Raw genomic sequence first — 17,004 nt, 5'->3', positions numbered from 1 at the left:
ATCCTCCTGGTTTATTAAGACAATTTAATTCGTTTTTCGGTTTAGCTTAATACATTGTGAAATTTACTCTATCGTTAAAATAATATTATCAATCAACCGGGCTTTCTCGAATTTAACAGCGGCCGCAACAATGATTTTCCCTTTTAACTCCCCGACTTGCTCCAGTTCCGGATAGGTGAGGATTTCGACGTAATCGATCTTACCGCTTGTGTTCTCACGTATGACGTTTTCCACAGCCGCCAGAATCTTTGCAGCACTTTTTTCCCCGGCAGCCGTCATCTGTTCAGCCAGTTTCAGCGCCTTATAGATAAAGGGCGCCTCGATTCTTTCATCTGGAAGCAGATAGACGTTCCGCGAGCTTTTCGCCAGCCCGTCCGCTTCCCGAACCGTTTGGCCCGCAACAAGCTCGATTGGAAAGTGAAAATCGGCGAGCAGTCCCTGGGCCACCGCAACCTGCTGGGCGTCCTTCATCCCAAAATAAACCCTGTCCGGCCTGACAATATTAAATAATTTGGTCAACACCGTTGCTACCCCATCAAAATGGCCTGGCCGTGATTTGCCGCACAGCACCTCCGTACGTGCCATCGCTTTGACAATAACAGAAGGTTTGCCCGGGTACATCTCATCTGCACTTGGCGCAAAAATATAATCTATTCCCAATTGTTCAGCGAGCTGCCTGTCCCTGCCGAAATCGCGGGGATAGGCGTCAAGGTCTTCGTTTGGGCCGAATTGGAGCGGGTTTACAAAAATGCTTAAAACGACAAGGTCGTTCTCGGCCCTGGCTTTTTTAAGCAAGGAAGCATGCCCTTCATGCAAAAACCCCATCGTTGGAACAAAGCCGACCGACTTGGACTGTGCCTTTTCGTTCAGCATCTGTTTTTGCATATCTGAAATGGTTGTAATGACGTTCATTTTTTTCCCCCATACAGGCCTTGAAGTTCTTCCTCTTTCATTGAAAAGCTGTGCTGATCTTCAGGAAATACGCCTGCTTTCACATCTGACACATACGCTTCAATGCCGATTTTCATCTCGTCATCAACATTCGCATATTTTTTTACAAACTTGGCAACGCGGTCGACACCATAGCTTAATAGGTCATGATAGACTAAAACCTGGCCGTCGCAGCCCGCACCGGCGCCAATTCCGATCGTCGGAATCACAAGGGCCGCAGAAACCTCTTCGCCAAGCTGTTTTGGAACGCATTCAAGAACGAGTGCAAAAGCACCGGCTTCCTGGCACCGCAAGGCGTCCTCGATCAGCTGCCGTGCCGCCGCTGCGTTTTTTCCCTGCACTTTATAACCGCCGAGCACCCCAACCGTCTGCGGAGTAAGGCCGAGATGGGCCATCACCGGGATGCCCGCGGCAGTAAGTGCAGATATTTTTTCGATCACATCGCCGGCACCTTCGAGCTTAACCGCATTTGCACCTGTTTCCTGAACAATTCTCGCTCCATTTATGAGCGTATCTTTAGTCGACAAGTGGTAGCTCATAAATGGCAGGTCAACCGTAATAAAGGTGTCTTTAGCTCCTTTTTTTACAGCCTTGGCATGATGGACCATATCATCCATCGTTACCGGGACCGTTGATTCGTAGCCGAGTACAACCATCCCGAGTGAGTCACCGACAAGAATCAGGTCGACCCCGGCCTTCTCCGCTTGTTTCGCAGAAGGAAAATCATAGGCCGTCAGCATCGCTATTTTCTCGCCTTCCCGTTTCATTTTCAGAAAATCTGTCGTCTGCTTCATCTTCATTCCTCCTTGTTTGGAAAGAGGAGACAAAACACTCTATTTGGAAGCAAAAAAGAATCCTTGCTATAGTCAGAAGGATTCTTTGGGCGCTTTCATCATCGTTTCATCCCTCTGTCCCGGTCCGCTGATCGGATCTAGGCAGATATAAATTTCAACTAGCTTGCGGATAACAGGTGCAGTTCAATATGATACTGCCCAAATCGATTATAGCAAATTGATGCCAATCTGGCGAAAAAAATATCCGCTTTTTCGAATGCGCGTCTTAATCAGCCAGCTCAATATCCGCTGAATAGACATGATGGACTTTGCCGGCGCTGTCTTCAATCATCAAAACACCTTCATTGGTAATCCCTAAAGCGCGGCCGGAAATATTGCCTGAAAGCGTCCGCGCCGTTATGTCTTTGCCAATGCTGATGGCATAGCCTTCCCAGAGAAGCTTAATCGGGTAAAAACCTTTATCCAGATAGAGAAGATAGAGCTTTTCCAGCCTGGTCAACACCGTCCTGATGACAGCAGCCCTTGACAGCTTGTCTCCTTTCTCAATCGATAGCGACGTTGCGATTGCCCGGATATCCTCGGGATAGTCTTGTTCCTGCTGGTTTACATTAATGCCAATCCCGATAATGATCGAGATAATCCTGTCTGCGTCAGCTTGAAGCTCTGTTAAAATACCGGTGACCTTCCTGCCATTGATTAAAATATCGTTCGGCCACTTAATTTGCGGGGATAAGCCGGTCATTTCTTCAATTGCCTGAACGACGGCAACCGCTGTTAACAGCGTAAGCTGGGGAGCTTTCGCAGGCAATATGTTCGGACGGAGAATCACGCTCATCCAAACACCCGTGTATTTCGGTGAATACCATTTCCGGTCAAGTCTGCCCCTGCCGGAAAGCTGCTCTTCGGCCAGGATGACAGTTCCTTCGTCAGCCCCGTTAAATGCAAGACTGTGGGCTATTTTTTGCGTCGATTCTACCGTTTCCTCGTAATGAATATTTTGTCCGACAAAATCGGTCTTTAAGCCGAGCCTTACTTCATCAGCTGAAACTTTTTCCGGCGTTTTCATAATGCGGTAGCCTTTTCTGCGGACCGCTTCGAGCTCGAAGCCATCCTTTCTGAGCTCTTCAATATGCTTCCAGACGGCCGTTCGTGAACATCCGATCAGGTCAGCCAAATACTGGCCAGACAGGTAGTCGCCGCCGGCATCTGTAAAGGCATCAAGCAATTGTTTTCTCAGTTCAGACTGCATCTGGCCACCCACTCTCTAACATTTTCCTTATCGTTATGAAGATCCCCGGCAACGATTGCTGCTTCGATTTTTTCGAACATTTCCTTTACCCATGGACCGCCCGGTTTCCCTGTCCATTCGATTAAATCATTGCCGGTTGCTTTTATGTCAGTCCGTCTTTTAATCGGGAGCCTTTCATATTGTATACGCAGTTGTGCAAGCCCCGAATCATCTTCCACTCCATTTAAAATGAGCCAAATTCTTTCAACCGGGATGATCACAGCAATACCGGCTTGATACGCTGCCAGGCTTGTCCATTCGTGTTCAAGCCGGAACTGGAGAAAGTGAAAAATTTTTTCAATTCCCTTGATTTTTTTGACAGGCAGCTTCCATTTTCTTAAAAACGCTTCAATTTCTGCTGCTGATATGCCGCAGCAGTACAGGAGCAAGCACCATATTTCATTTCCGGACAGGCTCCTATAGTCATATTCGTTCATTTGCTCGAGCGCCTTTTTAAAACCGGCAAGCCCGGGCAGGAATCGATACAGCCCTGAATCAATTAAGAGGCTGATCGCTGCCTTGCGGTTGCGGCCGGCAATCAGCTTTTCAAATTCAGCCGTCTTTCGTTCGGTGGCAATTTTTTCGAGCAAATGGCCGTATGTATGCAAAGCTTCTTTTGTCGCCGGCGCCAACGTAAAAGAAAGCTGGCTGACGAACCTGACCGCCCTCATCATCCGCAAGGCATCCTCGGAAAATCTTTCAGCGGCGTTCCCGACCGTTTCAATTCTTTTTCGGCTAATAGCCGCCCTGCCATCAAATGGATCGATCAATTTTCCGTGCCGGTCCATTGCGATTGCGTTCATCGTAAAGTCACGGCGCTGAAGATCATCTTTTAAAGAACGTATGTAATAGACTTGAGAAGGCCGGCGAAAATCATGATATTCGGCCTCGGCCCGAAAGGTGGTAACCTCATAAGAACCCCCATTGAAGAAAACAAGCACGGTCCCGTGTTCGATCCCGACATCGGCTGTATGGGGGAAGATCGATTTGATTTCTTCCGGGGTCGCGGATGTGGCAATATCGACATCCTCAACCGGGCGCCCGAGCAGGCAATCACGGACAGATCCACCCACGAAATAGGCTTCATACCCTGCATTTTCGATTTTTTCAAGCAGCTGTTTTGCTTCCGAAAACGGTTTTAACATATAGGATCCCCTCAGTTTATCAGCTCTAAATACAAATTTTCATATTGGGCAACGATCAAATCCGCACCAAATTCCCGTTTTACCCGCTCAACTGATTTTGCTGAAAATTTTTCATGCAATCCGGGATTTAGCAAAAGTTCAAGAGCCTTTGCGGTAATTTCCTTGATATTCCCCAATTCGCATATAAATCCGGTTTCCCCGTCGCTGATCACTTCCGGAATCCCGCCGATATTTGTACCGATACAGGGAACGCCGCATGCCATTGCTTCCAATGCGACGAGGCCAAAGCTTTCTTTTTCTGATAATAACAGCATGAGATCGCTAATCGAATACAGCTCTTCCAAATTATCCTGCTTTCCCAGGAAAAGTACATTGTCGCGCAGACCATAATCTTGAACCATTTTGCAAATGCGCGTCATCTCCGGGCCATCGCCGACAAGAAGGAGCTTGGCGGGAATATGTTCGGTAATGGTCATAAACGTTTCGACGACATCATCGACCCGCTTCACCGGCCGGAAATTGGAGACATGGATAATCACCTTTTCGTCTGCACTGATCCCATACTCGTGGCGGAGATAACTTGAATCTGTTTTCTTGTAAACACGGCTGTCGATGAAGTTATAAACAGCCTGAATCGGTTTATCCGGATCAATCACCTCACCGGTCTGTTCGATTAGGGCATTGGAAACAGCCGTGACCGCATCTGACTTTTCGATCCCAAATTTAATCGCATCGGCCAGTGACGGGTCATAACCGAGAACTGTGATATCGGTTCCGTGCAGGGTTGTCACAATTTTCACCTGCTTATTCGTCATTTGCTTCGCGAGGATCGCACAAACCGCATGCGGAATCGCATAATGCACGTGCAGAATATCGAGGTTTTCCCGGTTGACGACTTCGGCCATTTTACTGGCTAATGCGATATCGTATGGTGGGTATTGAAAAACGGAATACTGGTTAACCTCAACTTGGTGGTAATAAATATTGTGATACATTTTCTTCAGCCTGAAAGGCATGCTTGAAGAAATAAAATGGATCTCATGCCCTCTTTCTGCAAGCAGCTTGCCGAGTTCGGTCGCGATGACGCCGGAGCCACCGACTGTCGGGTAGCAGGTGATGCCGATTTTTAATTTTGTCATTGGAAATCCCCTAATAAATCATGATTGATGAGAAGCGGCCTTCTCACTTTAAAGCCTTCTGCGTATTGCACGCCAACTTCTTTGCCAAACAACCGGTCACGCGCTTCTACTGTTTCGATATAGCCGGTTACGAGCGGAGTCTCAACCCCGCCGGGCTGAAGAAAAAATTGGCTTTCATATGCTTTCAGTGCTTGTATTTTTTGTTTCATGTAAAGGGATATATCAACTGTAAAATCGGGTTGATGAAAGCCGTTGATCATGTAATAGTACACTTCACCCGTTTTATGGGGCGGCAAGTCTCCCGAAGTTTTAAATTTTTTGATCCCCGCCGAAAACACGGCTTCATCGACCAAACGCGCACAATGGCCGTGGTCGGGGTGGCGGTCTTTAAAATATGGTGCAAACACAATGCGCGGTTTAAACGTGCGAATCACTTCGACGATTTTCTCTATGTATTCATTCGAAAAAAACAGGCCCCGGTCAGGGAAGGCTAATGTTTCCCTCGCTGACACGCCCAATATGCCCGCGGCCTTGCTTGCTTCCTGTTTGCGCATCTCGACCGTTCCATTTGAGGACAGCTCCGCTTCCGTCAGGTCACAAATCGCAATTTTTCTTCCTTCCGCAGCATATTTTGCTATGATTCCGCCCATGCCGATCTCCACATCATCGGCGTGGGCACCAAATGCCAATATATCGATATGAAATGATGCCAATTCGATTCACCGCGTTTCTTTTACAATTTCACGCCACTGGATGTCGCCGCGTTCCAACCCTTTAATCAAAACCTCGGCTGTTCCCATGTTCGTCGCAAGTGGAACCGAGTATACATCGCAAAGGCGGACCAATGCCGTCACATCCGGTTCGTGGGGCTGTGCTGTCAGCGGATCGCGGAAAAAGAAGACGATATCCATTTTATTATTCGCAATCATCGCGCCAATCTCCTGATCGCCGCCGAGAGGCCCCGACTGGCATCTCGTAATATCAAGGCCTGTTGCTTCGATAATCCGCAGGCCTGTCGTACCGGTTGCAAAAAGTGTGTGCTTGGAAAAAATCGCTTTATACGCTGTCACAAATGCGACAAGGTCGTCTTTTTTCTTATCGTGGGCTATCAATGCAATATTCACCTTAACACTCCCCGTCTATTCAATAATGTTTTCGAGACCGTATACAAACGAGTCAATATTGACAACCGTATCAACAGCCAATTTGACACCGGACATAAACGAAGCCCTGTTATAGGAATCATGCCTGATCGTTAACGTCTGACCGTCTGCCCCGAACATCACCTGCTGGTGGGCAATTAAGCCTGGCAGGCGGACGGAGTGAATATGCATCCCCTCATAGTCTGCCCCTCTCGCTCCGCGGATCGTTTCTTTCTCGTTAGGGTGGCCCTGCTTTTTCGCCCCCCGTACTTCCGCAATCAGTTCGGCTGTTTTCACAGCGGTCCCCGACGGTGCATCAAGCTTTTGATCATGGTGAAGCTCCAAAATTTCAACATCGTGAAAAAATTTCGCTGCCATTTGTGAAAATTTCATCATTAAAATGGCACCGACAGCAAAATTGGGAGCGATGATGCAGCCCAGCTCCTTTTCTTCACAAAGACCGGCTAATTCTGCGAGGTCTTCCTTTGAGAAACCCGTCGTTCCAACAACCGGGCGGACACCGTATTGCAAAGCCGCTTTCGTATGGTTCATCCCCACCCCGGGTGTGGTAAGATCAATCAGAACATCTGCCGTCACTTCCTGAAGACACTTCTCTATTTCAGTATAAACCGGAACTTCGCAGCCTTGAAAGCCTTCAAGCTCACTGAGCATGATCCCGTCATGCTTATGGTCCAACACAGCGGCAAGCGTGTATCGTTCCGTATTCATAACCATATGTACAGCTTCCCTGCCCATTCTGCCGCGCGGGCCTGCAATCACAATTCTTACGTGGTCCATTGTCAATTCTCCTCATCTGTTTGTTCAAGCCTTGTCCAGCGGTCTTTGTCTCTTGTATTGAATTTATTCATCACGGTGTCGTGCGCTGTCTCCAAATCAATATTTAATGAATTGGCAAAGCAAATGAGAACAAACAGCATATCCCCGAGTTCTTCCTCGATTGTTTGTTCCTTTTCTGTTGCTTTTTTCGGCTTTTCCCCGTAATAGTGGTTCACTTCCCGGGCCAATTCCCCGAGCTCTTCGGTCATTCGCGCCAGTAAAGCAAGCGGGCTGAAGTAGCCTTCTTTAAACTGGCTTATGTATGCGTCAACTTCACCTTGAATTTCCTTTAACGATTTATTCGCAGTCATAATTCACCCCGATTTGTCCAAAATCAAATATAGATATGTAATCACTGCCTTCATGTTTTCATGTTAGCTAAATCCACGGTTATTTACAAATATTTTTGATTGTTTTTCTTTGGGAACCGGGCAATGATTGCTCTTATGTTGGTACTTCTATATAATTAGAAGCGGTATTTCTGAAACAGGGGGAATGGCGATGTTTTTCGGCCTTAAATTGAAAAATATCTTGTTTATTTTGGTCGGAGCGGCTATTTTTGCGTTTGGGATCGTCCATTTTAATATGCAAAATAACCTTGCCGAGGGCGGCTTTACCGGAATTACTTTGCTGCTGTTCTTTCTCTTCAGCTGGGATCCTTCCTACACAAACTTGATTCTCAACATCCCGCTTTTTATCATCGGCTGGAAACTGCTCGGCCGCAACGTGTTTTTGTATACGGTGATCGGGACGATCGCGGTTTCTGTGTTTTTGTGGATTTTTCAGCGTTATCAAATTGAAATGCCGCTTAATGATGACCTGACGTTAGCCGCTTTGTTTGCCGGTGTCTTTATCGGCGTCGGCCTCGGGATCATCTTCCGGTACGGGGGAACAACCGGCGGCGTCGACATCATCGCGAGACTCGTGCAAAAGTATGTGGGCTGGAGCATGGGAAGAACGATGTTCATATTTGATGCAGCGGTGATCACGCTCTCACTCATATTCTATTTAACGTACCAGGAAGCGATGTACACGCTTGTCGCTGTCTTTGTCGGCGCGCGCGTCATTGATTTTATGCAGGAAGGCGCCTATACCGCCAGGGGGGCAATGATCATCTCTGATTATAATGAGCAAATTTCCGCGCGGATTATGAAGGAAATGGATCGGGGTGTTACGATTTTACGGGGCCATGGCCCTTTTTCGAAAAAAGACAGGGATGTACTTTACTGTGTCGTTGCCAAAAACGAAATCGTCAGGCTGAAAAATGTGATTACCTCTGTTGATCCGCATGCATTTGTATCTGTCAGTGTCGTCCACGATGTTCTCGGCGAAGGCTTTACGCTCGATGAAAATAAGAACCCTCTTGACCGTTAAAGAGTTTCTTGCAAAATAAGCAGTTGGTATAAAATCATCATGTTGAATCCATAAAAAAACCAGCCACGATACATGGCTGGTTTCTTATTCGTTTCTGGCCATTCCTGTGTAGATTAACACCAACCGAAGTAATTCCAAAACAGCTACAGCGGCAGCGGCAACATAAGTTAACGCAGCAGCATTGAGGACTCTCTTTGTCTCACGTTCTTCATCATTGCGGATGATCCCGTGCGAAATTACTTCATCCATCGCCCGGCCTGAAGCGTTGAATTCAACTGGCAGTGTAACCAGCTGGAATACGACCGCTGCGGCCATAAAAATAATTCCCAAAAGAAGCAAATTGCTTAATCCGGCCAGAATACCGATCATAATCAGGATCCATGAAAAATTGGAACCAAGGCTTGCCACCGGTACTAATGCATGGCGAAAACGGAGAAAGGCATAATCCTGCGCATCCTGAATCGCATGTCCAACTTCATGGGCAGCGATCGCAGCTGCGGCAACAGAATGCCCGTGATAGTTTGCCGAAGACAGTCTTACGGTCTTGGAGCGTGGATCGTAATGGTCGCTTAAGTAGCCACGTGTCTCTTCAACCCCGACATTATACAATCCGTTTGCATCCAGAATCCTTCTTGCTACTTCGGCGCCTCGCATTTGCGAGGACGATGGTACTTTAGAATATTTTTTGTACGTTCCCTTTACCCTGAACTGGGCCCAGAGTGGTATCAAAATAATAATCGCAAAATAGATTAAAAACATCTTATCCCTCCATTTCAGCTCGTGATGTACCTATCTTTATTGTATAAATGCCTGAAAAGAGTGTCAATTTTTATGATCTCTTGAACGGTTTCTCTCAGGTTTTTGCGCGCCCACATATTTTCTCCATCCTGCGTAAGATAATGTGATAATTATGATGCTTCCTGTAGAAATGATCACCCACCATAACGATGGGTCTGCATCATCCTCGGTCATTTCATCAAAAAGGCTCTCTAAATCCGTTTCCAGGGCGTTCAGCTCTTCCTGGCTGGACGAAGCCGCCAGCACTTGCGGCCGGTAATGGTCAATGTATTGAACGAGGGTATTCAATTTTTGAACCCGCTCCGGGGCAACATCGAGCTTGATGCTCGGGTAAATAACTTCGTACAGGGATAAGAAAGAGTTGAGTGTCAGGTGGAACTTCTCGTTGTCGCCTTTATCGGCAGCATCCTTCATATCATGAAATACCGTCATAATCGGACCTTCCATCTCTGTCCACAGGGGTTGATGGGTGGATGTGACGGCGTCAACGACAAGGCGAAACTTTGTTACCCTGTTTAACCTTTCCTCATGGTTCAATTCCCCGTTTCCTGCAGCCTTAACCGCTTCATTGTGAGCGACAGTGATAATTCTCAGTTCATCCATTGAGAACAGCCGCTCTGAAGCGTTAAAGGCGAGAAATTCCTCTGAAAAATATTCCAGCAATTTTCCTGCATCATCATATCTTTGCAATTTAATCATCTGCAATGCTTGATCAGCCAGCGAATCCAGCTTATCTAAAGGCGGCGGTTGTTCCGAATATACTGTAGAGATCGGCGCAAGCAATAAAACAGCCAGGAATAATATGACAAATTTTGCCCTCATGATTGTCCCCCCTCCAATTACTAATAAAATGTATGAAGGGATGGACAAGGTTAGACCAGAAACCTGAGGAGCGCTTTTATGTTTTTATTTTCAAGGTAAAGCGTTCTTTCCTTAAACAAAGAATGTAGGTTATCCCCAGTGAAAGAATACTGAGCCAGAAAGTAAAATAACCAATTTCCTGTATGTATAAATTTAATGTTTGATAGCGGGGCATCATCAGGAAGACATAGTCGATGATTTCATTGTGAAGGACCCAGACCGCCGTAACGGCAAAATGCCAGAGTTTAATCCGGTAAAAAGGGGCATACAGCAATCCCTGAACTGCCATGCCAAGGTGGGAAAAAATCAGCATGAGGCTGACAAAATCAATTTCCCCATTCACAACATACACAAGCAAATTCATCACGACTGCCCAGATGCCGTACTTAAATAATGTAACAATCGCGAGCGCTTCAAGCAAGCCCCAATTCTTTTTTAATAAAAAAGCGATGAGCACAAAGACAAAGAATAAGCTCGCTGTCGGACTGTCGGGAACAAAAGGCAGAAAAATCGGCGGTGTGTCTGCTAATTGCCATCGATACCAAACATATCCGTAAATCGTTCCGGCGATATTTATGATCAAAAGCATCGACAGAAATGCCCGGCTGGCAAGGACAGGATAAATCATTTTCATTCGCTTTTCCTCTTTTCAACTAATCTTTCATAATGCCAAATATAGTTTATAAGATAAAAACCAACTGCACCAAACATTTTGAAGATCTTTTATTTAAAAAAGCTGGCGCATGTTTACGCCAGCTTTTTCACATATTATTCACTTTCAAGCTTGGAAATAAACTCGGAAAGCTGCTGCAGCTCTTCGTCTGTTCCTTTAAACATTCCCGCAGGCATATCGCCTTGACCATTTTTGGCAATATCGGCAACTTCTTCAGGGGTTAAGCCAGTATCAATTAAAGGCGGTGCCCCTGCGCCACCGGTAAGTTCAGCGCCATGGCAATTGATACAGCCTTGTGTTTCATAAACTCCGTAACCTGGATCTTCCTTGTCGATATCAGCTTCCGCTACGATCTCACCCATTTTCGCTCTCGCTTTCCAGTCTGTAGTACTGGCAGACTGCCATGTCAGGAAGATAACAGCCGCTACAGCGAGAAGCATAAATCCGGTTGCGATCGGGCGTTTTGACGGGCGGCGCTCAGGTCCGCGGTCAATAAATGGCGCAAGCATTAAAGCACCAAAAGCCAGGCCAGGAATGATAAATGCACCAATGATATTATATGGTCCCGAAGCAAATTGGTATTTTAGCAATTGGTATAAAAACAAGAAATACCAGTCCGGCAGCGGAATATATGATGTATCGGTAGGGTCTGCCATTCTCTCAAGCGGAGACGCGTGAGCGGCAGTCAAGCATAAATAGCCGATCAGGAAAACGGCACCGACGAGCCATTCCCTTAACAAAAAATTGGGCCAAAACGCTTCTGTTTTCCCCGGGTATTCCGAGTAATCTTTCGGAATATTCGGTTTGCGATTGTCAGCAGGAACCCTTGAGTCACCTACGAATTTCATCCCTTTTCCACGATGCATCGAGCAATCCCCCTCCTTTTAGTCATAGGTTCATCAATTTAAAAAATATTCGTTCGGTTTACAACGGACCCGAAATACCCTGTCTGCGGATCATCAGGAAGTGGGCACCCATTAAGCCGAGCAATGCACCAGGCAAAAAGAAGACATGGATTGCAAAGAAGCGTGTTAATGTTTGCGCACCGACAATCGATGCATCTCCTGAAAGCAGAACTTTTACGTAGGTTCCGATCAACGGAGTCGATTCGGCAATCTGCAAACCTACCTTTGTCGCAAATAAAGCTTTCATATCCCAAGGCAGCAAGTACCCTGTAAAACCTAAACCGAGCATGACGAAGAAAATGAGAACTCCGACAACCCAGTTCAGTTCACGCGGTTTTTTATAGGCTCCCTGGAAGAAAACGCGCAGCGTATGTAAAAACATCATGACAATAACAAGACTTGCTCCCCAATGGTGCATCCCGCGGACAATCTGGCCGAATGCCACTTCATTCTGGAGATAGTAAACGGACTTCCAAGCGTTTTCAATATCAGGAACATAATACATTGTTAAAAACATGCCTGAAAGGATTTGGATAACGGTGATGAAAAACGTCAGGCCGCCAAAACAGTACACGAACGCGGAAAAATGGTGCGCCGGGTTGACGTGCTCCGGTACTTCGTGGTCGGCAATATCGCGCCACAGCGGTGTAATATCCAAACGCTCATCGACCCAATCGTAAATTTTATTAAGCAATTATTACGCCCCCCGTGGTTTAATTTGGCCGATATGCAAATAGCCGTCCTTAACCTTGTAATCGTACAGATCAAGCGGTCCGAGCGGCGGAGTACCCGCTACGTTCATTCCATCCTTTGTATACAATCCGTAATGGCATGGACAGAAAAATTTGTTTGGATTCGCTTCATCCGTGTTCCAGTCAACAACACAGCCTAAATGCTTACAGACAGGTGAAAGGGCAACGATCTCTCCCTCTTCATCCAGATAAACCCAGGCAGTATTCGTCACTTCAGACTCATACCAGGCATCCTTCTGTGTGTATTGGAAATCGACGCGAACCGGTTCAGTTGTTAAATCATCTACTTTTTGTTTTGTTGGAATAAAATCTCCGCCTGCACCCGCTTTTAGTACCGGATCGATTGCAAAGCGTACCATCGGCATTAACATGCCTGCCGCCATGAAACCGCCTACACCAGTAAGTGTATAGCTCAGGAATTGACGTCTTGAAACTTGGTGCTTACTCATGCTTTTCCCCCCTCTATGAAAAAGTTAAGTCCAGCGGACATATTTAGACACATTATAAAACTAGGACATAACCATGATATATCAATCTTAAAGTTAGGTCAATATAATACTATTGCGAAAACGTGGCAACTGTGTGACTTATATCGCAGTTAACTATTTTCCCGCCATTTTTGGATAAATAATTGCAATAATTGTTTGACCTGATCTTCAATAATCGATATTCTATTAGATTCATCCATATGCTCAAGAGGAAGGGTGGGGAGCCAAATTAACGAGCCTTCCATTTCGCTTTCACGGCTTTTCCAGGCGCTGTCTGATGTAACATAAATGATATGCGGAAAGCCTTTCGCTTTCAGTTCACGTTCCCATTCTTTTATATTTGCGAGCAAACGGCTGTCTTCAGAGCCTTTCAGATAGGCGAACCCCGGGAGGAGGAGCAGGCGCCCTTTAAACTGCCTTTCAATTTGACCCGCCAGCAATGTGATAAATTCTGTCATCGAGGCGGCCTGCTTCATATCTTCATCGAAAGATACAGGCAAAAGCGGCAATACAGCCGTATCTACATACTCTTTCGCGTTTAAATACATATCAATATCCTGTGGACTCCATTTCAAACTAAACACTCCAATCACCAAGCGTACTCCTTTTATCATACCATTCGCCCAGGATAACCTCCAATTATCTTGAAGTCGTTATTGCAAAGAACAAAAGCGCAAGCGCCTTGATCAGCCCCGACAAGCGCTGGAGGGCCTGACGGTGAAGTCGTTCTTTGACTTCATTGGCAGGACCGAAGCGACTCGAGGGGCTAGGCGCTGGAGCTGGACGAAGTCTGCAATAATCTCAAAGTTATTCACAGCGTTTGATTTTATAATTTCCTATACAAATAAAAAGCCTGCTTTTAACAGCAAGGCTTCTGCTAATGTTATTTTTTAATGGCATTGAGCTGCTCGGCCAACGCCTTGAAGGTCTCTTTATCTCTTCGGTCAAGCGCATCATCAATGAGCTTTAACAGCTTTTCCTCCTGGAAACGGTGAAGGCTTTCAGAAAGGAAGCGTTCTGCAATCAGCCTGTCTTTTTCGCTGATTTGCAATTTTTTCGGCATGTAAGGGTTTTCCTCCAACACTGCCGCATACTGGTGCGCCTGGTTCGATGCATGGAAATTCAGCTGGATGTAAATCTCTTCATCTCTGTTTAAGCGGATATCATGAAAAGATTTTTCCGCATCGGTCGTCATAATATTTTCTTTATAAAACCGAAACGGGACTTCATCCACACAGTGGGTTGACATCACCAGGCCGCGCGGGCAAAACTGAGCCTGTTCGACGAAATGGACCCTCTCCATTAACTGATCATGGCTCATCAAGTAATTCAGAATCCAGACGCATTCTCTCCGTTTCAACTGATAATGATTTAAAAACCAGCGAATGAAGTCCTTCTTCTCGTTGACAGAAACAGGGGCCGTCATTGTGAATCCCTCCTCTGCAATCTAAAACCAATTTTTTCAAGATCCCTATTTAGGCAACTCATCAGTGAGCCGTTCAATCATTTGCTGATATTCTTCGTTGCTTGGATCACCTTTTAGCAGCTTAATAAAAATTTCGGCAGCTGTGGCGTTTTTTCCTTCTTCTACAAGAAAATATCCATAATCATTTAAAAATTCGTGATCATTCTTAAAAAAAGTATATGCATGCTCATATTTGTTTAATGCATGTGAATATTTTTCAAGGTGCTGTAAAGCGAGAGCCTCATCCCAGATGAATTGGGGCTCCTCTTCCTCCTGAATATCCAGTTCTTTGATCAATTCGATCACATCCTCATAGCGTTCCTGTTTGATAAACAGCTTATTCAAAGTCAGGGCCGCTTCGGTAAAGGCCGGATCGAGAGCGAGCGCTTCCCTGAACAGCCGTTCCGCCTCATCCTCCTCGGCGAGCTTTAAAGCGATTTTACCGCCGTAAAAAAATAAATCTTTATTAAACTCATCCTGCCTGATTCCTTCTTTGACGCTTTCAAAGGATTGTACCAATTCCTCTTCACGTTCGTACGCTTTCGCTAAATGAAGGTATAAAGAATGGTATTCCGGGTCGAGACTTTTGACTTCATTGAATTTTTCGATTGCCGTTCTGTTAAAGCCCGCTTGCAGAGCCGTAAACGCATAGCCGAATAAAGTGTTTATTTCAAGTTTTTCAGCCAATGCCTGTTCATAGTGCGGCAACGCCTCTTCAAAAGAGCCTGAAGCACTGAGTATATCGGCGATTCGCTGGTGGATTATTACTCCGGCAATTTCCGTCTCCTGCAAAAGAACGGCCTCGTAAGCGCGGATCGCTTCCGTTACTTTGCCTTGTTCTGCGTACAATTCTCCCATCGCAAAATCAATCACCACTTCATTGGGAAGCAGTTGTTTGGCGTTCTTTAGTTTCTGCTCGCTCACTTCATACAAACCATTCATCTGGTATAAATCAGCCAGCAGCAACAACGCTTGCGGATAGCCGGGATCAGCAGGGCTGACTTTTTCCAATGCCAGCATTGCCTCGTCTTCATCGCCCAGCTCAATGCAAGTTTCAGCGAGGAGGACAAGCAGCTCCCCTTCATCGGGATATGCCTGAAGAAGATTTTCATATAATGCCCTTGCTTCGCTTAAAAAACCAAATTGAAAAAGTTCTTCTGCGAGCGAGAATTTTTCCTCGGCAGTTCCGCTGTTTAAAATCTTTTTATATTCAGTGAGCGCTTCCTCTTGCTGGCCTTTTTCCAAAAGTGCGACAATTTTTTCAATGATATCCATACACAAAATCCTTTCTGAACCGGGAATATAAACTGCATGCTCCAGACTGGGCAGCATAGGCTATAAATCATTAAGGGAGTGCAAAGAATGAAGGAGTTTTGATGGTTACATGTTCTCCAAATCCGGGGCGAAACAAAACCTCCCCGCCCGCCCGGATCACTGTCCCTCTATGGACAGTCACCGCCAATCTATGATTATGATAATGGTAGAGCGCCGTTTCTTCAATATTCTTGATTTCCCTGCTCTTCCAGTATAAATTATAGCTTAACTCTCCCCCGGCATTTAAATACGATTTAAGCGGATAAATGCCAATCTTCGCCAGGACAGACTGGCTAATCGGCTCATTACCGATCATCTCTCCGTCAATCGCAGGGATTTTCTCCCCGAGCATGATTTGTTTCCATATCTCTTTAAGGCGGTTCCTTATTCTCGGAGCCTCATCGCTGAAAACAGGAATGAGCGGGCTATTATAAGGAAACATCGCCTCCCTGATCCAACCCCATGGCAGCAATGATATATCTTTTTCACTGTTGATTTCAACAAAAATGGCTGGTACCCTTTCTTTTTTGCATTTTCGGATAAAGGCCGGAGTAAGCAGCGACGGCTGAATTTTAACAGCCAGAATCATATCAACAGGGCTGTTAAGCAGGCTCATCCGCAAGTTTTTCAGGCAAGCAGCAAGTTCGTTCTCATATCTGACTGCTGCAGCTGTCATAAACGCTGTGCAGCCTTTAAGCAAATAATTATTGATAAAGTAATTCTTCATGTCCTGAAAAGGCTGTGATAACGGCAGACGGTTGTCATAAATGATGTGTGAAGGCGTCATGATAAACTTGTTGGCATCCATCTTCATAACCGTTAATTTGCGGTATGATTTTCTCACTGATACAATCCGGTTGTTTTTTATCAGCAATGATGCTTTGTCTAAATGCTTTTCCTTTAAGATATTGGCATTTTCAATCAAATAGTTCGCCATAAAACCACCCTCTTTCAGGTCTTAAGACAAGCTATGTCGATTTTCTGAAATTATGCTTGAATGAAAATTTTTCGCATCGTTAAGAAAAGCGCAAGCGCCTTGGTCAGCCCCGACAAGCGCTGGAGGGCCTGACAGTGAAGT

Annotated in this window: 20 protein-coding genes; 1 reads left to right on the top strand and 19 read right to left on the bottom strand. The window is 45.8% G+C overall.

Features of this window, described 5'->3' with window-relative positions; translation table 11 throughout:
- Nucleotides 1-63: 63 nt before the first annotated feature.
- From panC to CU633_RS11430, 9 genes are all read right to left on the bottom strand, one after another.
- Nucleotides 64-912, bottom strand: a complete 849-nt coding sequence (panC, locus tag CU633_RS11470) for a pantoate--beta-alanine ligase (RefSeq protein ID WP_101660567.1) — start codon at nucleotides 910-912, stop codon at nucleotides 64-66.
- The gene (gene panB, locus CU633_RS11465; protein WP_101660565.1) at nucleotides 909-1,745 is read right to left on the bottom strand and encodes a 3-methyl-2-oxobutanoate hydroxymethyltransferase; all 837 of its coding nucleotides are present in this window, start codon (nucleotides 1,743-1,745) and stop codon (nucleotides 909-911) included. The genes panC and panB overlap by 4 nt, the downstream gene beginning before the upstream one ends.
- A 265-nt stretch (nucleotides 1,746-2,010) precedes the next feature.
- The gene (locus CU633_RS11460; RefSeq protein ID WP_101660563.1) at nucleotides 2,011-2,994 is read right to left on the bottom strand and encodes a biotin--[acetyl-CoA-carboxylase] ligase; all 984 of its coding nucleotides are present in this window, start codon (nucleotides 2,992-2,994) and stop codon (nucleotides 2,011-2,013) included.
- Nucleotides 2,979-4,178, bottom strand: coding sequence for a CCA tRNA nucleotidyltransferase (locus CU633_RS11455; RefSeq protein WP_101660561.1), 1,200 nt, complete (start codon nucleotides 4,176-4,178; stop codon nucleotides 2,979-2,981). Before CU633_RS11455 ends, CU633_RS11460 begins: the two co-directional genes overlap by 16 nt.
- An 11-nt stretch (nucleotides 4,179-4,189) precedes the next feature.
- Nucleotides 4,190-5,317: an N-acetyl-alpha-D-glucosaminyl L-malate synthase BshA gene (gene bshA, locus CU633_RS11450; RefSeq protein ID WP_101660559.1), complete on the bottom strand. Its 1,128-nt coding sequence runs from the start codon at nucleotides 5,315-5,317 to the stop codon at nucleotides 4,190-4,192.
- A complete protein-coding gene (gene bshB1 / locus CU633_RS11445) occupies nucleotides 5,314-6,030 on the bottom strand; it encodes a bacillithiol biosynthesis deacetylase BshB1 (RefSeq protein WP_101660557.1) in 717 nt (238 codons plus the stop codon). The genes bshA and bshB1 overlap by 4 nt, the downstream gene beginning before the upstream one ends.
- Before the next feature lie 6 nt (nucleotides 6,031-6,036).
- Complete coding sequence (gene mgsA / locus CU633_RS11440; protein WP_101660556.1) at nucleotides 6,037-6,441, bottom strand: methylglyoxal synthase; 405 nt, start codon at nucleotides 6,439-6,441, stop codon at nucleotides 6,037-6,039.
- Nucleotides 6,442-6,456: 15 nt separating this feature from the next.
- Nucleotides 6,457-7,257 (bottom strand): 4-hydroxy-tetrahydrodipicolinate reductase, encoded by an 801-nt coding sequence (gene dapB / locus CU633_RS11435; RefSeq protein WP_101660554.1) that lies wholly within the window; start codon nucleotides 7,255-7,257, stop codon nucleotides 6,457-6,459.
- 2 nt (nucleotides 7,258-7,259) lie between these two features.
- Nucleotides 7,260-7,607 (bottom strand): nucleotide pyrophosphohydrolase, encoded by a 348-nt coding sequence (locus tag CU633_RS11430; protein WP_101660552.1) that lies wholly within the window; start codon nucleotides 7,605-7,607, stop codon nucleotides 7,260-7,262.
- Nucleotides 7,608-7,797: 190 nt separating this feature from the next.
- On the opposite strand from CU633_RS11430, the gene CU633_RS11425 reads away from it, so the two are divergent.
- Complete coding sequence (locus CU633_RS11425) at nucleotides 7,798-8,670, top strand: YitT family protein (protein ID WP_101660550.1); 873 nt, start codon at nucleotides 7,798-7,800, stop codon at nucleotides 8,668-8,670.
- A gap of 84 nt (nucleotides 8,671-8,754) precedes the next feature.
- Here the strand turns inward: CU633_RS11425 and CU633_RS11420 are convergent, their stop codons facing one another.
- From CU633_RS11420 to CU633_RS11375, 10 genes are all read right to left on the bottom strand, one after another.
- Nucleotides 8,755-9,429, bottom strand: coding sequence for a zinc metallopeptidase (locus CU633_RS11420; protein ID WP_101660548.1), 675 nt, complete (start codon nucleotides 9,427-9,429; stop codon nucleotides 8,755-8,757).
- Nucleotides 9,430-9,492: 63 nt separating this feature from the next.
- Nucleotides 9,493-10,290 (bottom strand): sporulation protein YpjB, encoded by a 798-nt coding sequence (ypjB, locus tag CU633_RS11415; RefSeq protein ID WP_101660546.1) that lies wholly within the window; start codon nucleotides 10,288-10,290, stop codon nucleotides 9,493-9,495.
- A gap of 76 nt (nucleotides 10,291-10,366) precedes the next feature.
- Nucleotides 10,367-10,963, bottom strand: a complete 597-nt coding sequence (locus CU633_RS11410) for a DUF1405 domain-containing protein (protein WP_101660544.1) — start codon at nucleotides 10,961-10,963, stop codon at nucleotides 10,367-10,369.
- A gap of 134 nt (nucleotides 10,964-11,097) precedes the next feature.
- On the bottom strand, nucleotides 11,098-11,868 hold the full coding sequence (locus CU633_RS11405) for a menaquinol-cytochrome c reductase cytochrome b/c subunit (RefSeq protein WP_101660542.1): 771 nt from the start codon (nucleotides 11,866-11,868) through the stop codon (nucleotides 11,098-11,100).
- A 58-nt stretch (nucleotides 11,869-11,926) separates the two neighbouring features.
- On the bottom strand, nucleotides 11,927-12,601 hold the full coding sequence (gene qcrB / locus CU633_RS11400; RefSeq protein ID WP_101660540.1) for a menaquinol-cytochrome c reductase cytochrome b subunit: 675 nt from the start codon (nucleotides 12,599-12,601) through the stop codon (nucleotides 11,927-11,929).
- 3 nt (nucleotides 12,602-12,604) lie between these two features.
- Entirely contained in the window at nucleotides 12,605-13,108 is a 504-nt protein-coding gene (locus tag CU633_RS11395; protein ID WP_142383411.1) for a ubiquinol-cytochrome c reductase iron-sulfur subunit, read from the bottom strand.
- Nucleotides 13,109-13,257: 149 nt separating this feature from the next.
- The gene (locus tag CU633_RS11390; RefSeq protein ID WP_101660811.1) at nucleotides 13,258-13,722 is read right to left on the bottom strand and encodes a YpiF family protein; all 465 of its coding nucleotides are present in this window, start codon (nucleotides 13,720-13,722) and stop codon (nucleotides 13,258-13,260) included.
- A 308-nt stretch (nucleotides 13,723-14,030) separates the two neighbouring features.
- Nucleotides 14,031-14,573 carry a ReoY family proteolytic degradation factor gene (locus CU633_RS11385; protein WP_101660539.1) on the bottom strand — a complete coding sequence of 181 codons (543 nt, stop codon included), beginning with the start codon at nucleotides 14,571-14,573 and terminating at the stop codon, nucleotides 14,031-14,033.
- A gap of 45 nt (nucleotides 14,574-14,618) precedes the next feature.
- Complete coding sequence (locus CU633_RS11380) at nucleotides 14,619-15,887, bottom strand: tetratricopeptide repeat protein (protein ID WP_101660537.1); 1,269 nt, start codon at nucleotides 15,885-15,887, stop codon at nucleotides 14,619-14,621.
- Nucleotides 15,888-15,957: 70 nt separating this feature from the next.
- Entirely contained in the window at nucleotides 15,958-16,863 is a 906-nt protein-coding gene (locus CU633_RS11375) for a hypothetical protein (protein WP_101660535.1), read from the bottom strand.
- Nucleotides 16,864-17,004: the final 141 nt, after the last annotated feature.

The sequence above is a fragment of the Bacillus sp. V3-13 genome (assembly GCF_002860165.1).
In the GTDB taxonomy this organism is placed as follows: Bacteria; Bacillota; Bacilli; order Bacillales; family Cytobacillaceae; genus Bacillus_BJ.
Note: the sequence above shows the minus strand (reverse complement) of the source record. Positions and strands in the feature narration are given on the sequence as shown.

What these genes read in the sequence shown, in the direction of transcription:
- panC (WP_101660567.1), bottom strand. Translation starts at nt 912, where the DNA reads ATGAACGTCATTACAACCATTTCAGATATGCAAAAACAGATGCTGAAC.
- panB (WP_101660565.1), bottom strand. Translation starts at nt 1,745, where the DNA reads ATGAAGCAGACGACAGATTTTCTGAAAATGAAACGGGAAGGCGAGAAA.
- CU633_RS11460 (WP_101660563.1), bottom strand. Translation starts at nt 2,994, where the DNA reads ATGCAGTCTGAACTGAGAAAACAATTGCTTGATGCCTTTACAGATGCC.
- CU633_RS11455 (WP_101660561.1), bottom strand. Translation starts at nt 4,178, where the DNA reads ATGTTAAAACCGTTTTCGGAAGCAAAACAGCTGCTTGAAAAAATCGAA.
- bshA (WP_101660559.1), bottom strand. Translation starts at nt 5,317, where the DNA reads ATGACAAAATTAAAAATCGGCATCACCTGCTACCCGACAGTCGGTGGC.
- dapB (WP_101660554.1), bottom strand. Translation starts at nt 7,257, where the DNA reads ATGGACCACGTAAGAATTGTGATTGCAGGCCCGCGCGGCAGAATGGGC.
- CU633_RS11430 (WP_101660552.1), bottom strand. Translation starts at nt 7,607, where the DNA reads ATGACTGCGAATAAATCGTTAAAGGAAATTCAAGGTGAAGTTGACGCA.
- CU633_RS11425 (WP_101660550.1), top strand. Translation starts at nt 7,798, where the DNA reads ATGTTTTTCGGCCTTAAATTGAAAAATATCTTGTTTATTTTGGTCGGA.
- CU633_RS11420 (WP_101660548.1), bottom strand. Translation starts at nt 9,429, where the DNA reads ATGTTTTTAATCTATTTTGCGATTATTATTTTGATACCACTCTGGGCC.
- ypjB (WP_101660546.1), bottom strand. Translation starts at nt 10,290, where the DNA reads ATGAGGGCAAAATTTGTCATATTATTCCTGGCTGTTTTATTGCTTGCG.
- CU633_RS11410 (WP_101660544.1), bottom strand. Translation starts at nt 10,963, where the DNA reads ATGAAAATGATTTATCCTGTCCTTGCCAGCCGGGCATTTCTGTCGATG.
- CU633_RS11405 (WP_101660542.1), bottom strand. Translation starts at nt 11,868, where the DNA reads ATGCATCGTGGAAAAGGGATGAAATTCGTAGGTGACTCAAGGGTTCCT.
- CU633_RS11395 (WP_142383411.1), bottom strand. Translation starts at nt 13,108, where the DNA reads ATGAGTAAGCACCAAGTTTCAAGACGTCAATTCCTGAGCTATACACTT.
- CU633_RS11385 (WP_101660539.1), bottom strand. Translation starts at nt 14,573, where the DNA reads ATGACGGCCCCTGTTTCTGTCAACGAGAAGAAGGACTTCATTCGCTGG.
- CU633_RS11380 (WP_101660537.1), bottom strand. Translation starts at nt 15,887, where the DNA reads ATGGATATCATTGAAAAAATTGTCGCACTTTTGGAAAAAGGCCAGCAA.
- CU633_RS11375 (WP_101660535.1), bottom strand. Translation starts at nt 16,863, where the DNA reads ATGGCGAACTATTTGATTGAAAATGCCAATATCTTAAAGGAAAAGCAT.